Source organism: Cohnella nanjingensis (genome assembly GCF_014212125.1).
In the GTDB taxonomy this organism is placed as follows: domain Bacteria; phylum Bacillota; class Bacilli; order Paenibacillales; family Paenibacillaceae; genus Cohnella; species Cohnella nanjingensis.
Genome location: NZ_JACJVP010000027.1, coordinates 59,433 through 81,932, shown reverse-complemented (window position 1 = coordinate 81,932; position 22,500 = coordinate 59,433). Strand labels below are relative to the sequence as shown.

The 22,500-nt window shown below is 58.0% G+C and carries 19 protein-coding genes; 16 read left to right on the top strand and 3 right to left on the bottom strand.

Translation table 11 applies throughout. The features are described from left to right. Positions 1–98: 98 nt before the first annotated feature. From H7C19_RS17540 to H7C19_RS17515, 6 genes are all read left to right on the top strand, one after another. Positions 99–995 carry an AraC family transcriptional regulator gene (locus tag H7C19_RS17540; RefSeq protein WP_185143963.1) on the top strand — a complete coding sequence of 299 codons (897 nt, stop codon included), beginning with the start codon at positions 99–101 and terminating at the stop codon, positions 993–995. Between the two features lie 90 nt (positions 996–1,085). Next, positions 1,086–2,084, top strand: a complete 999-nt coding sequence (locus tag H7C19_RS17535) for a phytanoyl-CoA dioxygenase family protein (protein ID WP_185143962.1) — start codon at positions 1,086–1,088, stop codon at positions 2,082–2,084. 250 nt (positions 2,085–2,334) lie between these two features. Further along, complete coding sequence (locus tag H7C19_RS17530) at positions 2,335–3,258, top strand: ATP-binding cassette domain-containing protein (RefSeq protein WP_185143961.1); 924 nt, start codon at positions 2,335–2,337, stop codon at positions 3,256–3,258. Next, positions 3,251–4,012 (top strand): ABC transporter permease, encoded by a 762-nt coding sequence (locus tag H7C19_RS17525; protein ID WP_185143960.1) that lies wholly within the window; start codon positions 3,251–3,253, stop codon positions 4,010–4,012. Before H7C19_RS17530 ends, H7C19_RS17525 begins: the two co-directional genes overlap by 8 nt. 182 nt (positions 4,013–4,194) lie before the next feature. Next, a complete protein-coding gene (locus H7C19_RS17520; protein ID WP_185143959.1) occupies positions 4,195–4,896 on the top strand; it encodes a response regulator transcription factor in 702 nt (233 codons plus the stop codon). Further along, entirely contained in the window at positions 4,893–5,960 is a 1,068-nt protein-coding gene (locus H7C19_RS17515; RefSeq protein WP_185143958.1) for a sensor histidine kinase, read from the top strand. The genes H7C19_RS17520 and H7C19_RS17515 overlap by 4 nt, the downstream gene beginning before the upstream one ends. Before the next feature lie 74 nt (positions 5,961–6,034). Here H7C19_RS17515 and H7C19_RS17510 read toward each other — a convergent pair whose 3' ends face one another. Beyond that, positions 6,035–6,823 carry an ABC transporter permease gene (locus H7C19_RS17510; RefSeq protein WP_185143957.1) on the bottom strand — a complete coding sequence of 263 codons (789 nt, stop codon included), beginning with the start codon at positions 6,821–6,823 and terminating at the stop codon, positions 6,035–6,037. Beyond that, complete coding sequence (locus H7C19_RS17505; protein WP_185143956.1) at positions 6,820–7,707, bottom strand: ATP-binding cassette domain-containing protein; 888 nt, start codon at positions 7,705–7,707, stop codon at positions 6,820–6,822. The genes H7C19_RS17510 and H7C19_RS17505 overlap by 4 nt, the downstream gene beginning before the upstream one ends. Positions 7,708–7,838: 131 nt before the next feature. Between H7C19_RS17505 and H7C19_RS17500 the strand changes: the two genes are divergently transcribed. From H7C19_RS17500 to H7C19_RS17480, 5 genes are all read left to right on the top strand, one after another. Continuing rightward, positions 7,839–8,600 carry a TetR/AcrR family transcriptional regulator gene (locus H7C19_RS17500; protein WP_313731759.1) on the top strand — a complete coding sequence of 254 codons (762 nt, stop codon included), beginning with the start codon at positions 7,839–7,841 and terminating at the stop codon, positions 8,598–8,600. Between the two features lie 155 nt (positions 8,601–8,755). Further along, the gene (locus H7C19_RS17495) at positions 8,756–9,559 is read left to right on the top strand and encodes a sugar phosphate isomerase/epimerase family protein (RefSeq protein ID WP_185143955.1); all 804 of its coding nucleotides are present in this window, start codon (positions 8,756–8,758) and stop codon (positions 9,557–9,559) included. Positions 9,560–9,812: 253 nt separating this feature from the next. Next, a complete protein-coding gene (locus H7C19_RS17490; RefSeq protein WP_185143954.1) occupies positions 9,813–10,910 on the top strand; it encodes an endospore germination permease in 1,098 nt (365 codons plus the stop codon). Further along, positions 10,910–12,403: a spore germination protein gene (locus tag H7C19_RS17485; protein WP_185143953.1), complete on the top strand. Its 1,494-nt coding sequence runs from the start codon at positions 10,910–10,912 to the stop codon at positions 12,401–12,403. Before H7C19_RS17490 ends, H7C19_RS17485 begins: the two co-directional genes overlap by 1 nt. Then, positions 12,400–13,554, top strand: coding sequence for a Ger(x)C family spore germination protein (locus H7C19_RS17480; protein ID WP_185143952.1), 1,155 nt, complete (start codon positions 12,400–12,402; stop codon positions 13,552–13,554). The genes H7C19_RS17485 and H7C19_RS17480 overlap by 4 nt, the downstream gene beginning before the upstream one ends. 392 nt (positions 13,555–13,946) lie before the next feature. On the opposite strand, the gene H7C19_RS17475 is transcribed toward H7C19_RS17480, so the two are convergent. After that, complete coding sequence (locus H7C19_RS17475; protein ID WP_185143951.1) at positions 13,947–15,089, bottom strand: family 8 glycosyl hydrolase; 1,143 nt, start codon at positions 15,087–15,089, stop codon at positions 13,947–13,949. A gap of 117 nt (positions 15,090–15,206) precedes the next feature. Between H7C19_RS17475 and H7C19_RS17470 the strand changes: the two genes are divergently transcribed. The 5 genes from H7C19_RS17470 (at position 15,207) to H7C19_RS17450 (ending at position 22,395) form a co-directional block, all read left to right on the top strand. Then, a complete protein-coding gene (locus H7C19_RS17470; RefSeq protein ID WP_185143950.1) occupies positions 15,207–16,787 on the top strand; it encodes a response regulator transcription factor in 1,581 nt (526 codons plus the stop codon). A gap of 17 nt (positions 16,788–16,804) precedes the next feature. Further along, positions 16,805–18,556, top strand: a complete 1,752-nt coding sequence (locus H7C19_RS17465) for a sensor histidine kinase (RefSeq protein WP_185143949.1) — start codon at positions 16,805–16,807, stop codon at positions 18,554–18,556. A gap of 102 nt (positions 18,557–18,658) precedes the next feature. Next, positions 18,659–20,374, top strand: a complete 1,716-nt coding sequence (locus H7C19_RS17460; protein ID WP_185143948.1) for a type 2 periplasmic-binding domain-containing protein — start codon at positions 18,659–18,661, stop codon at positions 20,372–20,374. A gap of 80 nt (positions 20,375–20,454) precedes the next feature. Next, positions 20,455–21,429 carry an ABC transporter permease gene (locus H7C19_RS17455; RefSeq protein WP_185143947.1) on the top strand — a complete coding sequence of 325 codons (975 nt, stop codon included), beginning with the start codon at positions 20,455–20,457 and terminating at the stop codon, positions 21,427–21,429. 45 nt (positions 21,430–21,474) lie between these two features. Next, the gene (locus tag H7C19_RS17450; RefSeq protein WP_185143977.1) at positions 21,475–22,395 is read left to right on the top strand and encodes a carbohydrate ABC transporter permease; all 921 of its coding nucleotides are present in this window, start codon (positions 21,475–21,477) and stop codon (positions 22,393–22,395) included. Positions 22,396–22,500 lie beyond the last annotated feature (105 nt).

The window sequence follows — 22,500 nt, the reverse complement described above, 5'->3', positions numbered from 1 at the left end:
TTTTACTAGAAAGCGATAGAATATCTCGCGCCTTGTTCATGGCGCTCAACCGCGTATAATAGGGTTCAAATCGCAGATGCCGGAGGTGCGGATCGCAAGTGACCATCGAAGAGAATGCTTGGCCGGACGTCCACAGCGTCGGCGACATCGCCATTCAAGCCGGATTCGTGCTGGGCACGAGAACGATCCCGGACTATGAATTGGTCTACTTCCCGGAAGGGACCGGAACGCTCTACGAGATCGAGGGGAAGTCCATTCGGCTGGACAAGCCGTGCGTCGTCTTCACGCGTCCGGATGTGCCGCACCGCTACCGCTTCGACCCGCAGAAGAACGTGCGGCACCTGTTCGCGCACTTCGACTACGGGCCGCTGCGACTGCAGGATCCGCGCTTTGCGTCTCTCCGGTCGGGCTGCGACGTGCTGCCTGTCGCGAACAGCCTGCTCCCGGGGATCGTCGCCCAGATGCTGCGGGTCGCGAACCGGCAGTCCCCCCATTGGAAGCGGCGGATGGCGGTGCTGCTCGCGGCGGCTTTGGAGGAGCTGTGCGCCTGGGCCGAATCGTCGCCCGCTTCGCCCGCGGCTTCGCTCCCGCTGCCGATCGCGAACGCGATCGCCTATATGGAGAATCGGTTGGCGGAACCGCTAACCATCGAAGCGATCGCGAGGCAGTCCGGATGGTCGCACGAGCATTTTACCCGCGTGTTCGTCTCTGCCGTGGGCACTTCTCCTAAGCGCGCCTTGCTCGAGCGCAGGCTCATGCGGGCGGAACGGCTCATGATGGGCGGACAGATGACCGTGAAGCAGATCGCTTACGAAGTCGGATTCCGCGACGAGCATCACTTCTCCAAGATGTACAAGCGCATCCGCGGGCTCTCGGCTTCCGATTATATCAAGCAATGCGAGGACCCGCTCTTTCGGCATACGGCGCAGATCGTCGATCCGGAGACGCCTTACCCGCTCAATTGTCATATCGTGGTCAACGGCCAGATCAAATAAATACATCGAAACGCCGGTTCCCTCCATGGCGAAGACGCTCCCCGTGCTGCACAATAGAGCTATCATCGTCATTGGGAGGAGATCAAATCCATGGGCAAATCCTATACCCCCAAATCCAGAGACCGTCAAGACCGGTATCAGGTCGGCGTGGACGAATACAGGCAATATCAGCGGGAAGGCTTCGTCATCGTCCGGGGCTTGCTGTCGCCGGTTGAAGTGGAGACGCTCTACGGCTTGGCCGAGCGCGTTCGGCTCGACAAGCTGAAGCCGGAGGAATCCGCCGACCCGGACAGCAAGGACCCGCTGAAGGAAGAGTTCGCCCAGGCGACGCGGGTGCATATGCTATCCCGCGTGGAGCCGGAAGCCGAGCGCGGCATGCTTCATCCCCGGATTCTGGACGTGACGGAAGCCTTAATCGGTCCCGACGTGTATGCGCTTCAATCGATGCTGTTCCTGAATCCGCCGGGCAAAGGAGGACAGGGGTGGCACCAGGACGCCTGCTACATCAAGACGCATCCCGACACCTTGATCGGCGCGTGGATCGCGCTCGAGCGGGCCGACGAGGACAACGGCTGTCTCTGGGTCGTGCCGGGCTCGAATCACGAGCCGATCTACCCGCCAGAGGAGATCGGCGGCGGCAACGTGCACGCGGTGGACGCCTTCCGGGACTTGAACGCCGTACGCAACGTCAGCCATCTGGACGACGAAGTGAATACGCTGTCCCGGATCGTGGCGAGTTATCCGCCCGCGGTGCCGGTCGTTCTGGAGCCGGGGGACGTCCTGTTCTTCGACTCCCATCTCTTCCATCGCTCCTACCCGAACCGGACCGCCGACCGCTTCCGCCGTTCCTACGTCTGCCATTATTGCAACGCCCGTTCGTGGGTTCCTTGGGATCATGACGGGTACGAAGGGGACAGCGGCAACTACCGGCAGATCCTGGCGCGCGGCAGCACGCATCTGCCGTACGCGGAGCCGGCGTTCGGCACGGAAGTCTATCTGTCCGTCGAAGGGGATGCGTCGGACGGCGTCCGGATGATGGGCATGCCGAACGGCATGATGATGCCGGTCGCGGAGAGCAAGAATGAATAGCGGATAGTGAATTTGAGCGCGTTTGGGGCAATTTGTTCGATATCGAATATAACGGGCAGGCTGCTTGGGCAGCCTGTTTTTGCTTGCGTTCATCCGCCGATGTCCGCGAGCGGCACGCGATCGCCTTACCTTCGTTTATCAAACGTTAATCGTTTGTTAATCGTTTCTACCGATTTTGAAAGCCGAATGTTTATTCCTATCCTTTATCATGAGCTGGACGCGATTGATATCATAGGAAGGAGAGCTTCAATTGAGCGAAACTGTGTTAAGAGCAAGGCAATTAACCAAGCGTTACAACCGGCATCTTGCCTTGGACCGGATCGACCTCACGGTACGAAAGGGCAGCATCTATGGCTTTATCGGCCAGAACGGCGCCGGCAAATCGACCCTGATGCGTATTGCGGCAGGGCTTGCGCACCCTACGTCGGGCAGCGTCGAACTGTTCGGCGCGAGCGAAGGCGCCAAGCTCGTAACGGCAAGAAGGCGGATCGGCACGACCATCGAGACGCCTGCGTTGTTCCCTCATCTGTCGGCGACGGAGAATTTGGAGATCTATCGGCTGCAGCAAGGGATCCGCAACCGGTCGCGGATACGGGAAACGCTCTCGTTGGTAGGGCTCGCGGATACCGGCAGCAAAAAGTCGGCCGAATTCTCGATGGGCATGAAGCAACGGCTCGGTCTAGCGATCGCGCTGATGAGCGAGCCCGACATGCTCATTCTCGACGAACCGACAAATGGGCTGGATCCGTTAGGCGTAGTCGAACTAAGAGAGCTTCTGCGCGGACTGAATCGCGAGACCGGCTTAACCATCCTGATCTCCAGCCATATTCTAAGCGAGCTCGATCAGATGGCTACCGATTACGGCTTCATCCATCAGGGAAGGATGCTGGAGCAATTGTCGGCGAGCGAGCTGCAGACGAAGTGCAGGCAATACCTGCATATCAAGGTGGACAATCCCGAACTTGCGTTATCCGTCATTCGGAAAGGGTTGCTCTCCGCCGAATACGAGTTGGAACCGGACGGCTCCATTCGATTGTACGGGGGGTTCAAACGGGCCGGCAGCGTCTCTTCCCTGCTCTTCTCCGCCGGTCTGGAGATTGAACAGTTCACGCCCGTGGGCGAGCAGCTGGAACGGTATTTCTCCAGGCTGATTGGCGGTGCCGCCTATGCTTAACTTGCTGCAGTCCGAATTGTACAAGCTGCGCAAGGAGCCTTCTTTTCGGGTGCTCAGTCTGACCCTCTTGCTGGTGGCGATTGCGCTGCCTCTAGCCGCCTATTACAGCGCTTCGAACGGTCAGAACTCCGCAGTGAACGGCATCCAATCATTCATGAACGGCGTGAAGGGAAATACGTTGTTCATGAAGATCGCCCTAGCGATTCTGGCCGGCTTCTTCATCTCCCGCGAGTACGGTTCCGGCGTCATGAAGATTACGGGTTCGTCCGGATACAGCAGAGAGCGGATCTATGCGGCCAAGCTGACGGCGTTTACGATCGGGATCGTCTTCCTGTCGCTGTTGTGTCCGTTGGTCTGCATGGCGGTGGGAAGTCTATTGAACGGCTTCGGTCATTTGCAAGAGACGGAGACGGCGGTCTACTTTTTCCGGACGCTCGGCTTGACGATCCTCTTTGCGATCGCTTTTGCCGCGATTGTGACCGCGTTTGCGTTTATGACGAAGGAGCACGGCGTTACGATCGGAATCGCGATGCTGGTTTTTCTCTTCTTCGATACCTGCTCCCAGCTCATCGGACGTTATATTCCGATCTACAAGTATTTATATGAGCACTCGGTATTTAAGCTGTTTCTCGAAGTCTCGGCCTTCCGCTTGACCTCAGGCGAGCTTGCGCTATCGATAGCCATGCCTGCGGTGACCGCCTGCGCGTTCGGGTGGATCGGGATGATGGCTTTTCGTAAGATGGATATCCAATAAGCGCTCCGAAAAGAGGGAGGGTTTCGTATTGAAGAAACGCATCGTTTATCTGCTCGTCATCGTTGCCGGCGTCTTGCTGGTACTCTCCATGTTGATGGGCCGGCCAGGCTAGACTTTACCGGATTCGGATTATCTTCTATGATACAACTAGATCGATTCCTCCATGCAAAGCAGGTGCTGCCATGCCGCGCGAGCGGATCCTCGTCGTCGAAGACGAGCCGGAGATCGCCGAATTGTTGAAGGACTACCTGGAGGCGGAGCGTTATGAAGCCATCTTGTGCAAGGATGGGGAAGAGGCGCTTCGTACATTCCGATCGTCGAAGCCGCAGCTGGTCATTCTGGACATCATGCTTCCGCGGATGGACGGGTTCGAGGTATGCCGCGTCCTGCGATCCGAATCGGATGTGCCTATCCTCATGTTGAGCGCGAAGAAACGGGATACCGACAAGATCCTTGGCCTCGGATTCGGAGCTGACGATTATGTCGTGAAGCCTTTCAGTCCCGGCGAAGTTATCGCCAGGGTGAAGGCCCAGTTAAGAAGGCAAAGCCGGCTGTCGGTTGCCGGGGAACAGGCGGAACGGATTGAGTACCCGGGTTTGGAGCTGAACCTGAGAGCGTATGAAGTGCATGTCCGGAATCGACTGATTCATTTCTCGGCACGGGAATTCGAAGTGCTCCGCTTCCTCGCGTCGCATCCCAATCGGGTCATGACCCGCGAACAAATATTCGGAAGCGTATGGGGAATGGATGAATTCGGCGATATGAACACCGTTACGGTACACGTGAAAAAAATTCGCGAAAAGATCGAGATCGATCCCGCGAATCCGACATACATCAAAACCGTATGGGGTATCGGCTACAAATTCGATGGGAGCAGGCGATGATAAAGGGCATTCGATTCCAACTGATCGTCTCCCTGCTCGGCGTGATCGTCCTTCCGATGCTGTTGCTCCCCGTCGCAGGCGTAAATGTGGAATCTTCCCGTACCGGACTTGACGGTGAACGGTTCAGCGGAGTCCTGTACATCATCTTCACCGTCTCGATCGCCTTCATCTGCTGCGCGGTCGCCTTGACCCGAATCATCACCAAACGGATCCTGTTGCCTCTGAAGGATCTTACCGCCGCCGCCGACCATATCGTCAACGGCCATCTGGACTTCCGGATCGCCTCCGGGAAGCAGGACGAGATGGGGCGGTTCAGCGCCGCATTCGAGATCATGAGAGCCAAGCTGCAGGAGACGATGACGCAGCAGGCCGCCTATGAACAAGCCCGCAAGGATCTGATCGCGAGCATCTCCCATGATCTGCGTACTCCTCTAACCTCTATTAAAGGATATGTGGAAGGACTGCAGGACGGCATCGTGCATGACAAGGCGAAGCATGAACGATATTTGGCCGTCATCCGGGACAAGACGGAGAAGCTGGACGAGCTGATCGAGGATCTGTTTCAATTTTCCCAGTTGGAGACGGGTCAATTGAAGATGCACTATGACACGCAAGATTGCCGCAGCCTGTTAGAAGCCATCGTTCAGCCGCTCGAACGCGAATATCGCGATCATACCGTTCTCCTGACGGTAGACCGACCCTTTCCTTGCGGTCTGGTGCGCGCGGATCGCGTCCGCTTGACGCAGGTGTTCGATAACCTGGTCGGCAATGCCGCCAAATACGCCGGCAAGGATGCGCATATCGCGATCTTGGCGACAATCTCGGAAAATCGGTTGGAGATCGAGATCGGCGACGATGGCGCGGAGATTGCCGATCATGACTTGCCTCATCTCTTCGACAGATTCTATCGCGGCGACAAATCTCGTTCCAGCTACTTAGGCGGAACAGGTCTGGGTCTAGCGATATGCAAATACATCGTGGAGGAGCACGGGGGAAGCATCGGGGTTCGCGTGGATCCCGGCCAAGGGAATCGGTTCTACTGTACGCTTCCGTTAACTGAATGAAACAGTTGGATTAGCCATCGGAATGCCAGGCAGGGGCTGCCGCTCATGAAGCGGACAGCCCCTATTTGCGATCCTTAGCGCCGGCCGGCCTTCCGATTGAATGTCCAAGAGCCCCATACGTACGAAGCAATTAGGATGAGCAAGCACCAACCGATCGCCCACCAGGCCTGGTCTTGGATGGGGGTGCCGGTGAGCAGGCCGCGGATCGTCTCGATCACCGGCGTGATGGGCTGATGTTCGGCAACCCCGCGCAGCCAGGACGGCATCGTGCTCGTCGGGACGAAGGCGCTGGAGAGATAGGGGAGGAACAGCAGGGCGAATCCGTAAGCGCTGGCGGCCGACGGACTGCCGGCGACGAGACCGATCGCGGCGTAGAGCCAGGTGAAGGCGAGGATGAAGAGCGCGATGACGCCGAGCGCCCCGAGCCAGGCGAGGAAGCCGGCGGAGGGACGGAAGCCGACGAGCAGCGCCATGCCGATCACGACGCCGGTCGCGAGCAGGTTGCGGCAGAGGCTCGCCGTGACATGGCCCAAGATGACGTTCATGCTGCGGATCGGCATCGTCCGGAACCGTTCGATGATGCCGTTCGTCATGTCTCCAGCGACGTCTACGGCCGTGCTTGACGATCCGAAGCCGGCGCATAGCAGGATGATGCCAGGGACGACATAGTCGACGTAATCCCCGCTTGGATCGATCGCGCCTCCGAAGACGTAGGTGAACAACAGCATCAGCATAATGGGCAGGACGATAGCCATGATCAGCGCTTCCGTGTTGCGCAAGCTGTGACGGAGGCTGCGTCCGATGAATACGGAACTGGTGACGCCGAAGGATGCGGCCTTGGCAGGCGCGGATGCGTTCGTCATGAGAAGGTTCCCTCCCGCGGATTCGAGGTTAACGCTAAGAACACGTCGTCCATGCTCGGTTTGCGGATCCCGACGCGAGCCCCTGCGGGCGCGGTGCGGGCCAATTCCTCGAGCGATTGCTGCACTGCGCGGATGCTGCCGTCCGTCGGAATCTCGCGGATGATCTCGTCATTCGCGCCGATCAGCTCCAGCACGTCGCCGCCGATACGCGATTTCAGCGCTTCGGCCGTTCCGCATGCGACGACGCGGCCGTGCGCGATGACGGCGATCGTATCGGCCAATTGATCGGCCTCTTCCAGGTACTGCGTCGTCAGGAAGATCGTGATGCCCCGGCCGGCAAGCTCCAGGATGATGTCCCACAGCGCCCGTCTGCTGCGCGTGTCGAGGCCGGTAGTCGGTTCGTCCAGGAACAGGATGGGCCGGTCGACCACCAAGCTGACGGCGAGATCGAGCCGGCGCCGCATACCGCCGGAGAACGTCTTCACGCGTTTGCGCGCGGCTGCCGCGAGGTCGAAGTGTGCAAGCAGCTGATCCGCGCGCGCCCTCGCCTCCGGCGGAGTCAGTCCGGAGAGTCTGCCCATCATCCGCAGGTTCTCTTCGGCGGTCAAGATCTCGTCGACGGCGGCGAATTGGCCGGTGAGGCTGACGGATCGTTTGACGCCGGCCTTGTCGGCGACGACGTCGTGGCCGCCGACGCGAGCCGAACCGGCGTCGGGGGCGACCAGCGTGGACAGGATATGAATTAGTGTCGTCTTGCCGGCGCCGTTAGGACCGAGCAGCGCGAAGATGCTGCCCTTGGGTACAGTTAGATCGATGCCGTCGAGGACCGTCTGCGCGCCGAAGGACTTTCGCAGGCCGGATACTTCAATTGCGGGAGTAATCATCTGAATCCCTCTTTCTGCTTAATGTATAAACAGTATATTGCATACACAGTATATAACGTATACAGTTAGAATGCAACCCAGAACTTTCATTTTTTTTCCGCGCTAGATATCGATGAAGGAGGTCGCTCGAAGTGGATCGCGATTGGGAGGAAAGATTGCCTCGCGGCGTGGCGCTCAGCTGGGGATTGGTCAAGCAGCCGCAGCGCGGCCCGAAGCGCGAGATGAGCATCGAACAGATCGTAGATGCCGCTATCGCCATTGCCGATCAAGAAGGCATCGCTGCGGTCTCTATGAACCGGGTAGCGGCGTCTTTGGGATTTACGACCATGTCGCTCTACCGTTATATCCCGAGCAAGGACGACCTGCTGCTGCTTATGCAGGATGCCGTTTGCGACATGCCGTTCGCGCCGGTGACGGAAGGGCGTCATTGGCGCGACGGCTTGCGGGAATATGTCAGGATCTCCGTAGGCGCCATGGTGAAGCATGCCTGGTATGGGGATCTTCCCATCTCCGGCGTGCCGATCACGCCGAACAACCTGCAGGTCGTGGATTATGCGCTCGGCACCATGCGCGAATTGCCTTTAAACGACTACGAAAAGATGTCGCTCGTTCTCTTGGCAAGCAGCTACGCCCGCTCGGTCGGCATCATTCAGCGGGACATCGAACGAGCCATTCGCGCGGGCGCAAGTCCCGGCGCGTTCAGCGGCATGGACTATACCGAAGCGCTGAGACACTTGGTGACGGAGGAACGATACCCGAACCTGCACCCGCTCGTCATGTCCGGTGCCTATACCGAAGAGAACACGGAGGAAAATACGGTCGGCAACGACTTCGACTTCGGGCTGGAACGGATCCTGGACGGTATCGAGTTCTACTTGAACGCGAAGAAGTAAGCATATGGGAAAAGGGAAAGAGAAAGGCGTCATCCGGCCCGAGACAGGAAGAAATGCGGCATGAATCGGAAGCGAAGCGAAGCGCGCCCGGCGATTCTGCGATACGATAAAGGAATGGGGCTCGTTCGCCGAGAGATGAAAGGAGAATCAGAGGAATGGAACTGCGGACATTCAAGGCGTTATGGGGAATGGAAGGCACGTACGCGGAGCAGTTGAAGCGGGCGGCCGAAGCGGGATACGCGGGCGTGGAAGCCCCGGCGCCGCCGGCAGCCGAAGCGGAGTCGTTTCGCCGGCTGCTGGAGAAGCACGGCTTGGCGTACATCGCCCAGATCGTCACCCAGGGCGATCATGCCGCCGCCTTCGCGGAGAAGTTGGAGCGGGCGGCGTCGTTCGGGCCGCTGCTCGTCGTCTCGCATAGCGCGCGCGACAGCATGTCGGAGGCGGAGCAGGACCGATTCTTCGCTGCCGCGCTGGAAGCGGAGGCGCGGATCGGCATTCCGGTCGGACACGAGACGCATCGCATGCGCGCCATGTTCACGCCGTGGACGACGGCCAGGCTGCTGAACAAGTTCCCGGACCTGCGGATCACCGCGGACTTCAGCCATTGGGTGAACGTCTGCGAGTCGCATCTTGAAGATCAGGCCGAGAACCTGGCGGCCGCGCTATCCCGAACGATCCATATCCATGGCCGAGTCGGCTACCCGGAAGGCCCGCAGGTGCCGCATCCGGGCGCGCCCGAGTACCGGACGGAGTTGGCGCTTTTCGCCGGGTGGTGGGAGAAGATCGTGTCGCGCCAGGCGTCGGAAGGCCGGGCGTACGCGACGTTCACGGCCGAATTCGGCCCGCCGGGCTACATGCCCACGCTGCCGTTTACGAACGCGCCCGTCGCCGACCTGTGGGAAGTGAATCAGTGGATGACCGATTACGTCAAAGAGAGATTTCCCTCCTGGCGTTCCTAGCCGAAGAAGGTTGTCACGAATCGAAACGATCGTATCGCATACGGTCCGCGAGCTGCTCGCGGGCCGTATTTGGTTTGTCCCGTCCTCCCGTCAAAACAAGAGAATGGGGGTGACGGCAATGCCAAGCGGGGATTGCCCGACCGAGCGTCAAGCGAATGGGATTTGGCGATCATTGCATAATAAATGGATGGAAATGCCATACTCCAATAGATCGCTGCCGCATAAGCGCGAATTCACGCGCGGAGGTGTTGAGTTGGAAGGATCGGCATCCAAGATCAGCTTTTTGCAGACCTTTACCATCCTGGCGCTCATGAACGGCTTGGCCAGCCACGTCATCATTAACCCGATGCTGCTGCAATCGTCCGGGAGAGATTCGTGGATCACCGTCCTCGCCGCCGGCGCTTTATTTCTGCTCTGGAGTCCCTTGCTCGTCTGGATGAACCACCGGTCCGGGCAGCGGAAATGGCAGCCTTGGCTCGCCAGTCAAACGCACCCGCTGGTGTCGTGGCTGATGGTCTTGCCCGTGTGCCTGCAATTATATCTGATTGGCGCGATGATCGTCATTCACACGGTAAATTGGCACATTACCAACTATTTGCCCGCCAGCTCGAAGTTGACGCTTGCTCTCCCCTTGGTGATTGTCTCCTGTATCTTGGCCGTGTGGGGCCTCCGGGTGATCGCTATCGCTTCCGGCTTGCTGCTGCCGATCGTCATTGCGCTGGGGATCTTCGTCGGCGTATCCAATTCGGACATGAAGGACCACAATCTGCTGCTCCCCGTCCTGGAGCACGGATGGTCGCCCGTGATGGAGGGCTTCGTCTACATTGGCGGCGGCTACATCGAGTTGATCATCCTTCTCTTTCTTCAACATCGGTTGCTGACGAAGGTTCGTTATTGGCAGGTTCTCCTCTACTGCGCGTTCACGATCGGGATCGCGCTCGGGCCGATCGTCGGCGCCATTACGGAGTTCGGGCCGAACGAAGCGGCCAAGCAGATGAGTTCTCCGTACGAGCAATGGCGGCTGGTGGAGATCGGGCAGTATGTGGAGCATCTGGATTTCTTCTCGATCTTCCAGTGGCTGTCCGGCACCTGCGTCCGCATCAGCCTGGCCGTCTATACGCTGACGGAGATCTTGCCGTTCAAGGGCGCTCGCGCGCGGAAGCGGTTCATCCTGGGGATCATGGCCAGCTACATCGTCCTGGTGCTGCTGCCGAACAACGAGTACACGGTCTATCTGGAGATGTACCGGTACTATATCCCGATTTCGTTTTACGCCTTGTTCGCCTTGTCCGTCATCTGGATGGTCATCGCCTTGTTTGCCAAGCCCGAGCCGAGTGAGGAGGGACGTTAATGCGGTCAAACGCTACGCGGCAGAGCGCCGAGAACCCGAGATGGACGAAGGAAAAGCTGAAGCGGCACTTCGATGGCTCGGCCGATGTCGTCGTGAAGATCTGCGAATTCGGCGAGCCGCCCGGCTCTGCGGCCGTGATGCTGGTCTACGAGTTCGGGCTGTGCGACACCAGGCAGATCCATGAGGCGGTGTTGCCGGAGCTGGAGTTGTATTACGAGCGGCCGGATGCGCGCGAGCATCCCTCGGAACGGCTCGGGGCGATGCTGCACCTGACGCCGCTCGACATTGACGCGACGCCGGAGGAGGTGGACGAAGCCGTCTTCCAAGGCGATCTCCTGCTGTTGTTCGTCGAGGAAGAGGCGCTGTACACGATCAGTCTGGCCAACAGTCCCCGGCGTACGCCCGCGGAGTCCAGCACGGAGATATCGATCAAGGGGCCGAAGGACTGCTTCATCGAGGACGTCGTCACCAATGTCGCGCTGATTCGCAAGCGCATCCGCAGCCAGTCGTTGCGGGTAGAGAATTTTACGCTCGGGAGACGCACCCGCACGCGGGCCGCCCTTCTTTATTTCTACGACATCGCGAACCCGGATCAGCTCGATCACGTGCGGCGGAAGCTGCGGGAGATCGATACGGACGGGGTGTACAGCATCAATCAGCTAGAGGAATGGCTTGTTGGATCCAAATTTAAAATATTCCCGTTGATCGATTTCACCGGCAGGCCGGATTATACGATCACCTCCCTCCTGGCGGGGCGGTTCGTCATCGTTCTGGACGGGAATCCGATGGTCCTGGTCGGGCCCGCCGGCTTGTCTCTGATCCTGAAGTCGCCGGAGGACGTTCACTTCAACTACTCATACGTTTCGTTCGCGCGTGCCATCCGAGGCTTCAGTTTATTCTTGTCCATCTTTCTGCCCGCCATTTGGGTCGCCCTGGCCAGCTTCCATCAAGATCAGATTCCGTTCCGGATCATGGCGACCGTCTCGATGTCCCGGTTGGGCTTGCCCTTCTCCTCGCAGTTCGAGATGTTTATTCTGCTCATCTTGCTGGAGATCTTCAGAGAGGCCGGGGTACGGCTGCCCAGCTCGATCGGACAGACGCTCACTTCGATCGGCGGGCTGATCATCGGAGACGCGGCCATCCGCGCCGGGCTCGTGTCTCCTTCAGTCGTCGTCGTAGGGGCGGTCACGGCCGTGTCGGGCGTGACGCTGGTCAATCAATCGCTCAGCACCGTCGTCAGCATCTTGCGGCTGTTCTTCTTCATCATGTCGACCTTCCTCGGGATGTACGGGGTCATTCTCGGGATGGTGATCCTGGTCGGCTTCATGTCGCAACTGAAGTCTTTCGGCGTCGCCTATCTGGCGCCCTTGTCGCCGCTGCGCGTACGGGATGTGCTCGTCGCGTTCCTGCGCGTGCCTTGGTCCTTTATCCGCAAGCGGCCTGCCAGCCTGAACGGCCTTGACGACGATCATGAAGGAGAGGGGAAGCCATGAATCGCGGCCGCCGATGCGCGCTCGGACTCACGCTTGCCGCCGCCTTGCTCCTGCCGGGCTGCGCGGGCGCGAAGGACATTCAGAATTTGGCCTACGCCACGGCGCTGGGCATGGACTTCGTCAATGGCCAATACGTCGCTTACGTCCAGATCCTGAATTTCACGAACGTCGCCCGCACGGAGAACGTCCAACTGGGCAAGGAGGTGCCGATCTGGGTCGGTACCGGGACCGGCGATACGGTCTCAGGCGCCATCGCGGACGTCGGCGTGACGTCACAGCTTCGTCTGTACTGGGGACATTTGAAGGCGGTCGTGCTGAGCGAGAACGTCCTGCGCAAAGGCGTCATCGAAACCTACAACGCGCTGAACCGTTACCGCGAGATCCGATACAACATCCTCATGTACGGGACCAAAGCGAAGTTGATGGACATCCTCGTGCAGAAATCCATGTTCAATCTGTCGCCGCTGGATACGATCATGTTCACGGCCGCCCAACTGAACGCGCCGAGATCCTTCATCCTGCCCGTGACCGGCAATCGGGCCATCGCGAACCTGAACGAGCCTGCGCATACGGCGATGCTGCCTTCCCTCGACATCGCCCGGGGCAGCTGGTCCGAGGACAAGCGCAACAAGTCGATGTTCACTATCTCGGGCGCTTACTTCTTCGATGACCACAAGATGAACGAATGGATGTCCGTCTCCGATCTCGTCGGCTTCCGATGGGCGGAGCGCAAGCTCGAGCGTACGCCCGTGCGCCTGCCGGAGAGCGGAGCGCCGGTCGCGGTGCTGATGCTGATCAAGCCCCGTTTGACCATTCGGCCGATCCCCTCCGATGGCGATGTCCGGTTCGACCTGTCGGTGAAGGTTCAAGGCTATGTCAGCGAGATGATCAAGGACGCTTCGATCGCCGAATTGGAGCGTCAGGCGAGCATTGTCATCCGGGACGAGATCAAAGAGACCTATGCCAAGGCGCTCGGACTGAAGTGCGATCCGTTTAACCTGAGGGAGGCGGTATACCGCAAAGAGCCACGTCTCTATCGTACGCTGTCGGCGCGGAATCCCTTCTTCATCCGGCTCGATTCGATCCGGCGCATCGACGTTCGCGTTCATCTGACGAGCACCGGAAAATACAAAGGGTTCACGGACGAATAGCAGCCGGGAGGGGCCGGATCCCCCTTCCGGCTGTTGTCTTGTTGCGCGATTTGGGTAAATATCCGACCGTTTTGGCGATGGGCGCGGACGGCTGACCGTGGTAGGATGATCGTAGAAGCGTCTTGGCCGATCCGACAACCGCGTTCGCGCGCGAAGTCGGCTCCATCAACAGGGAAGCAAACGCGATCCGATTTCGTGCAAACGGTTACATCGGAATGGCTTAGGGCATAGGGCGCGATGCGAAGGGGGATGCAAGCTGGAACAGGGATAAGGCGCATTCGCCACCGGCGCTTACCGGAACGTATTCCGCGAGCTCGGTTAATCGGAAGCGGACATCGCGGACAGGGTCGAAGAGACCTGGACGAAGCTGTAAGGCCGATCGTCTTGCCCTCCTAATAGATGCGGTAGCGGCCGCTAAGAGCAAGCAGGCTGAAGAAATAAAGGCAATTGTCGTAATAGCGACGAGTGCCGGTCCGCAGCGGCGTATTCCAGAACTTGCGCACGAATGGAGCGGCATCCCGACCGTCCGCGGCGAGGGAGGCCGCCGCGTTGGTCGCCAGCAGGCCGATCGGATGCAGGGCCGGCTCCTCGAAGGGGCTTCCGTCCAGACGATACCGGCGGTAGTCGGACACCTCGATATCGCGGAAGAATCGCTGAAGGCGATTCGATTGCTCGACTTGCCACGGATCCTTTCGGAACCACTCCCAATCGAGGCCGATGTTGGCCGCGACCCTGTAGGCGTCGCTGAAGAAGTGGCGGAAGTCGCCATGTGGCTGCGGTCCCGACGGCGTTCCGTCGAAATGGGCGTATTCCGGAGACAATCCGGTAACCGGATGACAGGCCTTGCGCAAGTAGGCTCTGCTCGCCGCGGCGGCTTCCCGCCAGAACGGACGGTCCCGTTCGTCGGCCCATAGCGCGAACAGTTCGTAGAAGTGGGGCAGATGGTAGGACGGATCGCTTAAGGGAGACTCCGGGATGAACTTGATGAGCCGGGTCGCCGGGTCCCACATCGGATCGCCTTCGCCGTCCCGGCCTTGATGCACGCAGGCGCGAAGGATCGTTCTCGCCTGTCCGGCATAATCGTACGGCGCCTGACCGTCCCCCCACCGATTCGAAGCGAAGAACAACGCCATCGCGAAGAATTCCTCCCCGTCGGGAGCCGGCCCTTGGGAGATGCGGGTACCGTCCGGCCTGCAATGCCAGGCGAAATAATCTTTGTATCGGCCTTCCGTATGCTGCATGTACGTCTTGGAGAAGTTCCAGAGCCGGTCGAAGATGTCCTTCTTATTCATTTGAACGGCCATCATCATCCCGTAGGACATGCCTTCGGTGCGAACGTCCGAGTTGCCGGTATCCAGGATGTAGCCCATGTCGTCGCCGACCCGATAATAGATGCGGACGTCCGGATCGCCGCCGAACAGCTCGCTCCACGCTTGGTCGAGCTTGGCGTCGATCTCCTCTTCCTTATATCCCGCTTCCAGGAACAAGTTCCGATATTCGCCCGTCTCGTAGGAGCCTTTCGTCTTGCATGCCATGAGCCAACCTCCAATCGTCGTTTGGCCACATCATAGCATAGCAGGCCGTGTACAAATTCTAGCATTTACCCCTAAATTCTATAGAAGTTCGTTCCAACCGTGAAGGAGGCTGCCGTTATGTATTCTACGATCGTCGTCGACGACGAATACTACGTTCGCAAAGGCTTGATCCAATTGATCGACTGGGAGAAGAGCGGATTCCAAGTGATCGGCGAAGCCGAAAACGGGGAAGACGCGCTCGCGTTGATTCGGGATCGCAGGCCGGATCTTGTCGTGACCGATATTAGGATGCCAGAGTTGGACGGGATCGAACTTATTCGGACTGCCGCGGATCAGAAGCTCGATACGGAGTTTATGATCGTCAGCGGCTATAACGACTTCCAGTACGCCCAGCAGGCCCTGCGACACGGAGCGTCCGATTACGTGCTGAAGCCGGTCGATCCGGATGATGCGACGGAGGCGCTGGCGAAGATTCGGGGCAAGCTGGAGGCGAAGAAGCGATGGCGCGATGCGGGGAGCTCGCGAACGGAGGACAAGCGGCTGGAGGCCGCGATCCGGGGCGAGTACGTTTCGTCGGAGCTGCAGGCGTGGGAATCGTCTTGGAGGGAAGCGGGTGCCTTGCGCTTCCAATATGCCCTGGTCGAATGGAACGACGCGTTGCCCTGGAACGACCGAACGCTGCCGCCTCCGGAAACTCGTCGCTCCGCCATCCGGGCCGCGGTTATCGGAGCGGCGTCCGCCACCCGCGAGCCCGTTCTGTACGAGCATCGAAAAGCAATCGGATTGCTTGTTCCCGATCTCTATCTGACCGAGTACGGCGGCGCTGACCGATCCTTTTTCGCGGCCATGCTCGGCCGGCTTAACGAACGGTTGGATTTGAACTTCCGCGTGTACGTAGGACCGGCCGTCGGTTCGTTGCGCGAACTGAACCGGTCTTATATCGGGGCACGGGTAGCGATGGTCTACAAATATTGGAGACCTCAGACGCCTATTCTTCTTCATGAAGAGATCGAAGGAACGACCCTCCATCATCGGCAGTTGGAGGACGAGACGTATCGCGAATGGATGGAGGCGATCGAAGAGAACGACGAGAAGGCGATCCTCATTGCGTTGGACCGCATGTTCGCTTCGTTCCAAGACGACCGCTTCTCGCCGGAAGCGATCAAGGCGGCTATCGTTCAATGCGCGCTCGGAATCGCGCATGCCGTCCGAAGAGCGGAGGGAGACGAGAAGGAACTCGCGGGGATGGAAGCCGTCATCGGCTGGCCCGATTATAACGTGACGCTAGGAGAGCTCAGGCGCTTGTTCGAGGCTTACACTTTCGAGGCCGCCGCTTTGTTGAACAAACTTTATCGGACCCACGGCAGATGCGGTATCCGGCAGATCATATGCTACGTGGACCAGAACTTTCACCGGCCGTTGACCCTCAAAAGCGCGGCCGCCCATTTCTACATGAACTCCGCTTATCTAGGGCAGCTATTCAAGAAGCACTGCGGCGTGTACTTTAACGACTATGTTCTCCAACTGCGCATCGCGGAGGCGAAGAGGCTGCTTCGGCAGAGCAGCTTGCGCGTTTATGAAGTGGCCGATCGGGTCGGGTTCAACAATGCCGACTACTTCGTAACGAGATTCGAGAAGCTGGAGAAGATGACCCCGACGGAATACCGCAATCGCCTGAACGTCGATTCGGAAGGCTAACGGAAAAGAGGAACTCCATGAATCGGCTGCTAAACAACATCCGGCTGCGCAACAAGATGCTGCTTGTTTATTTCCTGTGCGTGTTCGCGCCGATCGTCCTGACCAATGCCATCTTCTATCGCGTGATCACGGACAACGTGAGAGATCAACGAATCCAGGATATCGATCAGGCCATCGAGCAGATCAAGAACGACTTTCGCGCGCAGGTCGACGCTGCGGTAGGATTGTCCTCGTTTTTTTACACGGACTTCGGAACAAACGAGATTCTGGACAAGGATTTCGAGAACTCGGCGGATTACGTGGAGGCGTACGACTCTTATTTGCGCCGCATGCTGAACAACTACACCCCGCTCGCTCTGTCGCTGCAGCAGGTGACGATCTACGCAGACAATCCGACATTGCTGCATTCCGGGAATGTCGGCGATCTGTCCGACGATGTTCGCGGGATGCCATGGTACAAAGCGCTTCGAAACGCCCCTTCGCAACCCGCGTTTGTCCGGACGGAGACGGCCGACGGGCGCTTCGACTGTTTCTCGCTTATTCGCCGCATGGACTACTACTCGGAGCGGTTCCCGCGGGAGAAGGCGGTCAAGATCGACTTCAAAACGGTAGACCTGGACGAATTGTTCCGCAATCTGAACATGCAGGGGAGTATGTATCTGCTGAATCCGTCCGGAGAGATCGAGTTCACGACCGACCCCGCGATCGACTGGCGGGCCAGTCCCAAAGTCGCGTACGCATCGCTAAACACGGAGCATTCGATCGAATTCGCGACCGATTACGGCGTCACCAGCTATTTGAGAGGTTGGGGAATCGTAGGGACCGTCGCGGCGGACGAGGTCATCCGGGAGGTGCGGAAATCCCGCGACTTTATTCTCGGGTCCGCCTGCGTCATGATGGTCATCCCGACGGTCATCATTCTCGTCATTACCCGTTCCTTCAACGTGCGAATCGTGCAAATCCTGAAGCATATGAAAAAAGTACGGAGCCAAAGCTTCGAGACGATTCGAGCCGCTGATTCCAGGGACGAGATCGGGCATCTGACGCTCGAGTTCAACCGGATGACCCTGCAGATTAAATCGTTAATCGACGACGTCTACGGGGCGGAGCTTCAGAAGAAGTCGCTGGAGCTCGAACGGCGCCAGGCCCAGCTCAACGCGCTGCAAAGCCAGATCAATCCGCATTTCCTGTTTAATGCGCTGGAGACGATCCGAATGCGCAGCCTGCTCAAAGACGAGCGGCAGACCGCCGGCATCATCCACAGCATGGCCAAAATCTTCCGCAGCTCGCTGACCTGGAACAAGGACCGGATCACGGTGAACGAAGAATTGGAGTTCATCGTCTGCTTCCTGGATATTCAGAAGTATCGATTCGAGGACCGCCTGAACTATCGGATCGACGTCGACCCGGAAGCGTATGGTTGCGAGATTCCCAAAATGCTGTTCCTCCCCTTCGTAGAGAACGCGAGCATGCACGGTATCGAGCCTATGAAGCAGGGCGGGCGAATGGAGATCCGGATAGCCGTGACGAAGGAAATCTTGCGGTTTTCCGTTCGCGACAACGGAGTCGGGATGAGCGAAGAGCAGGTGGATAAGATCTATGGCTACCTCGGCATGGAGGGGACGATGGGCGAGAGAATCGGTATTCAGAACGTGATCTATCGGGCTAAGCTCCTCTATGGGGATCGATTCCGGTTTGCCGTCGACAGCCGTCCTGGGGAAGGAACTGACATCGTATTCGAAATTCCGAGAGAAAACGCGAATGTATAATTTTAAAAGCAGAATCTATAGTTGCAGGGGTAATCGAAGGTTGTAACCGCTTTTATACTGAAGGAGAAAGAAGAGAAAACGTATGAGAGGGGTAAACATTCGGTGAAAAAAAGGAAGATTGCGTTGCTGGGTCTCACCGCCGTCCTGTTGTTCTCCGTTGCGACGGCCTGTTCCGGCAACAAGAAGAACAACGACGACACCGCGGCGGGGACCGGCAGTCCGGGGTCTAGCGACGCCAGCTCCGAACCCAAGAAAGACAAGGTAACTTTCACGATCTTCAACGGAGTGGCCGGCTCCAAGGACGGCAATACGAACGAGACGACGATCGGCAAGATGCTGGAAGACCAGACGGGCGTGAACTTCAAGCTCGAGTTTCTGGTGGGCGACCTCAATACGAAGATCGGCACGATGATCGCCTCAAACGAGTACCCGGACGTGCTGATCCCTGACGCGGCAATAAAAGAAGTGCTGAACGCGGGCGCGTTTATTCCGCTCGACGAATTGATCGACAAGTACGGCCCGAACATCAAGCGGGTGTACGGGAAGAATCTGGACCAGATGAGGGCCAAGGACGGGAAGCTATACATCCTGCCGATATCCTCCCAAGTCGGGGACTTCGTTCCGGACCCGGAGCCGGGCGCCGCGTTCTACATTCAGCGCCGCGTGCTGGAGGAGGCGGGCTATCCGAAGGTCAGAACGCTGGATCAGTACCTGAAACTGATCGAAGACTTCACGAACAAGCATAAGGACGAGAGCCTGACCGGCATGGTCACGCTGACGCACGACTGGCGCTTCTTCGCGACATCCAACCCGCCGATGCACCTCATGGGCTATCCGAACGACGGCAACGTCACGGTGGACGTGAACACGCTGGAAGCGAAGACTTACGCGGCTTCCGACGCCGCGAAGAGATGGCTGCAAGCGTTGAACGGCCTGAACGCCAAAGGGCTGCTCGATAAAGCTTCCTTCGTCGACAATTACGACCAGTATATCGCGAAGCTGACCTCGCACAAGGTACTCGGATTCTTCGACCAGAGGTGGCAGGTGCAGAACGCGCTCAACGTTCTGAAGGACGCCGCCCGCAAGGATCCTTCGCAGGATGCCTACAACTACTTCCCGCTGCCGATTACGTTCGACGAGAATACGCCTGACGCTTATGTCGACGGACTGGGAGGCTTAGTCACCAACCGCGGGATCGGGATTACGGTCAGCGCCAAGGACCCGGCAAGGATTATCCAGTACTTCGACAACATGCTGAAGGAAGAGAATCAGATCCTGGTCTCCTGGGGAATCAAGGGCGAAACGTATGAAGTAAACGAACAAGGCCGCTACTATCGCACGAAGGAGCAGATCGACAAAATCGACGAAGCGTTCAACGAGAAGTTCGGCTTCAAGTATTATAGCTGGAACTGGCCGACCTACAGCGCCAACTCGACCCTCTCCGACGGCAATGCCAAAGGCGTCGGGTATCAGCCCGAGGTGTTCCAGATGAGCCTGACGGAAGCGGATAAAAAAATTCTAGACAAATATGGCATTCAAACCTACACGCAGCTATTCGCGAAGCCGATCGATCGGCCTTGGTATCCCGCATGGGGTTTCGCGAAGGAGGCCAATTCTCCGGAAGCGATGTGGGAGACGAAGAAGGACGAACTGACGAAGAAGTATTACCCCAAGCTCGCGCTCGCCTCGCCGGACAAATTCGATGCGATCTGGAACGACTTCCTGAAGGAATTCGGCAAGCTGGATACGGCGGGATACGAGAAGTGGACGACCGAGCAAGTCAAGAATAAGGTCGATGCGGCTAAAGGTCAATCCTAACCGTTCGAGGAAGGCCGGTCTGACGGCCGGTCTTCCCTGAACGATCGTTCAACGCGTCGGCATTGGAAGGAGAGAGAAGGATGGAGACGAAAGCGATACTGACGGCGTCCGATCGGTCGTTGAACAAAAAACCGAAGGGAGTGCGGCTGTTTTTCGTCAAGCTGGCAAGTCAGCGGGCATTGGTATTGATGTCCGTTCCTTTTTTGATCTGGCTGTTTATCTTCAAGTACGTTCCGATATGGGGCTGGACGATCGCCTTCCAGGATTATAAGCCTGCCCTGGGATTCCGGGATCAGACCTGGATCGGATTCGAGCATTTCAAGTTTCTGTTCGGCGACGAGCGGTTCCTACGGGTTCTTCGAAATACGCTCGCGATGAGCTCCATCAATCTGGTGCTCGGCTTCGTGACGGCGATCGCGCTTGCGCTATTGCTGAACGAGATTCGGCTAGTCGCATTCAAACGAATCGTCCAAACAATCAGTTATTTGCCTCACTTTATCTCCTGGGTCGTCGCGGCCAGCATCATCCAAACGACCCTGTCGCCGGACGGCATCCTCAATCAGATGCTCATCTGGCTAGGATTTATCGATAAGGGCAACGAAATTCTGTTCTTGGGCATTCCCGAGTACTTCTGGGGAATCTTCGGGGCGAGCTCGGTCTGGAAGGATATCGGCTGGAACACCATCGTGTATCTGGCGGCGATGACGACGATCGATCCCTCGCAATACGAAGCCGCCGAGATCGACGGCGCGAGCCGGTTCAAGCGGATGAGGTACATTACGCTGCCGGGCATTAAGTCCGTAATCGTCGTCTTGCTGATCATGAACATCGGGTATTTGCTGGAATCGGGATTCGAGCCGCAATATTTGCTGGGCAACGGCATGAACGTCGACTATTCCGAGAATATCGACATCTTCGTGTTGAGGTACGGCATTGCCCAGAGCAACTTCTCCCTTTCGATCGCGGCGGGCATGTTCAAGACGGTGGTCAGCTTCGCGCTGTTGTTCGCGGCGAACCATATCGCCAAACGCGCCGGCGAATCGAGATTATTCTGAGGGGAGGGACGTTCATTGGAAAACAATGCGGCGACAAGCGGAGCGATGAGAAAGACGAGTAGCCGGATCAAAACTTCGACCGGCGATCGGATTTTCGACTATTGCAACTACACCTTTATGATTCTGCTGATCATCGTCACGCTTTATCCGTTTATCAATATTTTGGCCGTATCGCTCAACAACGCACAGGACTCGATCAAAGGAGGCATCTACCTGTTTCCGCGGGTCTGGACGTTGGATAACTACCGCTATATTTTTAGGGAATCCACGATCTTCCATGCCACGCTCATCTCGGTCCTGCGAACCGTGATCGGCACGGTGACAACGGTGTTCTGCTCGGCCATGGTGGCATATACGCTCAGCCGACAAGACTATGTGCTGCGCAAATTCATCACGATCGCCTTCGTGTTGACGATGTATTTCAACGGCGGGCTCATTCCCAACTATTTGCTCATTCGGGACCTGCACTTGCTCGGCAGCTTCTGGGTCTACATCTGGCCGGGACTGATCGGCGTCTTCAACCTCATTATCATTCGCTCCTTCATCGAGAACTTGCCGGAAAGCATTCTGGAATCCGGCCGGATCGACGGCGCGGGAGATTTCCGTTCCTTCTTCAACATCGTGCTTCCGCTGACGCTTCCCGTGCTGGCGACGGTCGCCTTGTTCTCGGGCGTGTTCCAATGGAATTCCTGGTTCGACGTGTTCTTGTACAATTCCTCGCATATCAATCTAAGCACGCTGCAATACGAGCTTCAGAAAATCTTGCAGAACTCCAACACCACTTCGGGAACCTCGAGTTTAGACGGGATGATTAGCGGCGCCAGCGGAGCCCAGCAGAATACGGTCACGCCGCTGTCCATTCGGGCCACGATGACGATCGTCGCTTCCCTGCCGATCATCATGGTCTATCCGTTTTTGCAGAAATATTTCGTCAAGGGCATGATGGTCGGCGGCGTGAAGGGCTGATCGGCCGTCCGGGCGAGACCTTGTCCATTTCGATCCCCTGCGCATTCGGGCGCAGGGGATCGTTCGTTTGCGCGCGGCTTGCGGCGGATTCGCCCCTTCGTCCGA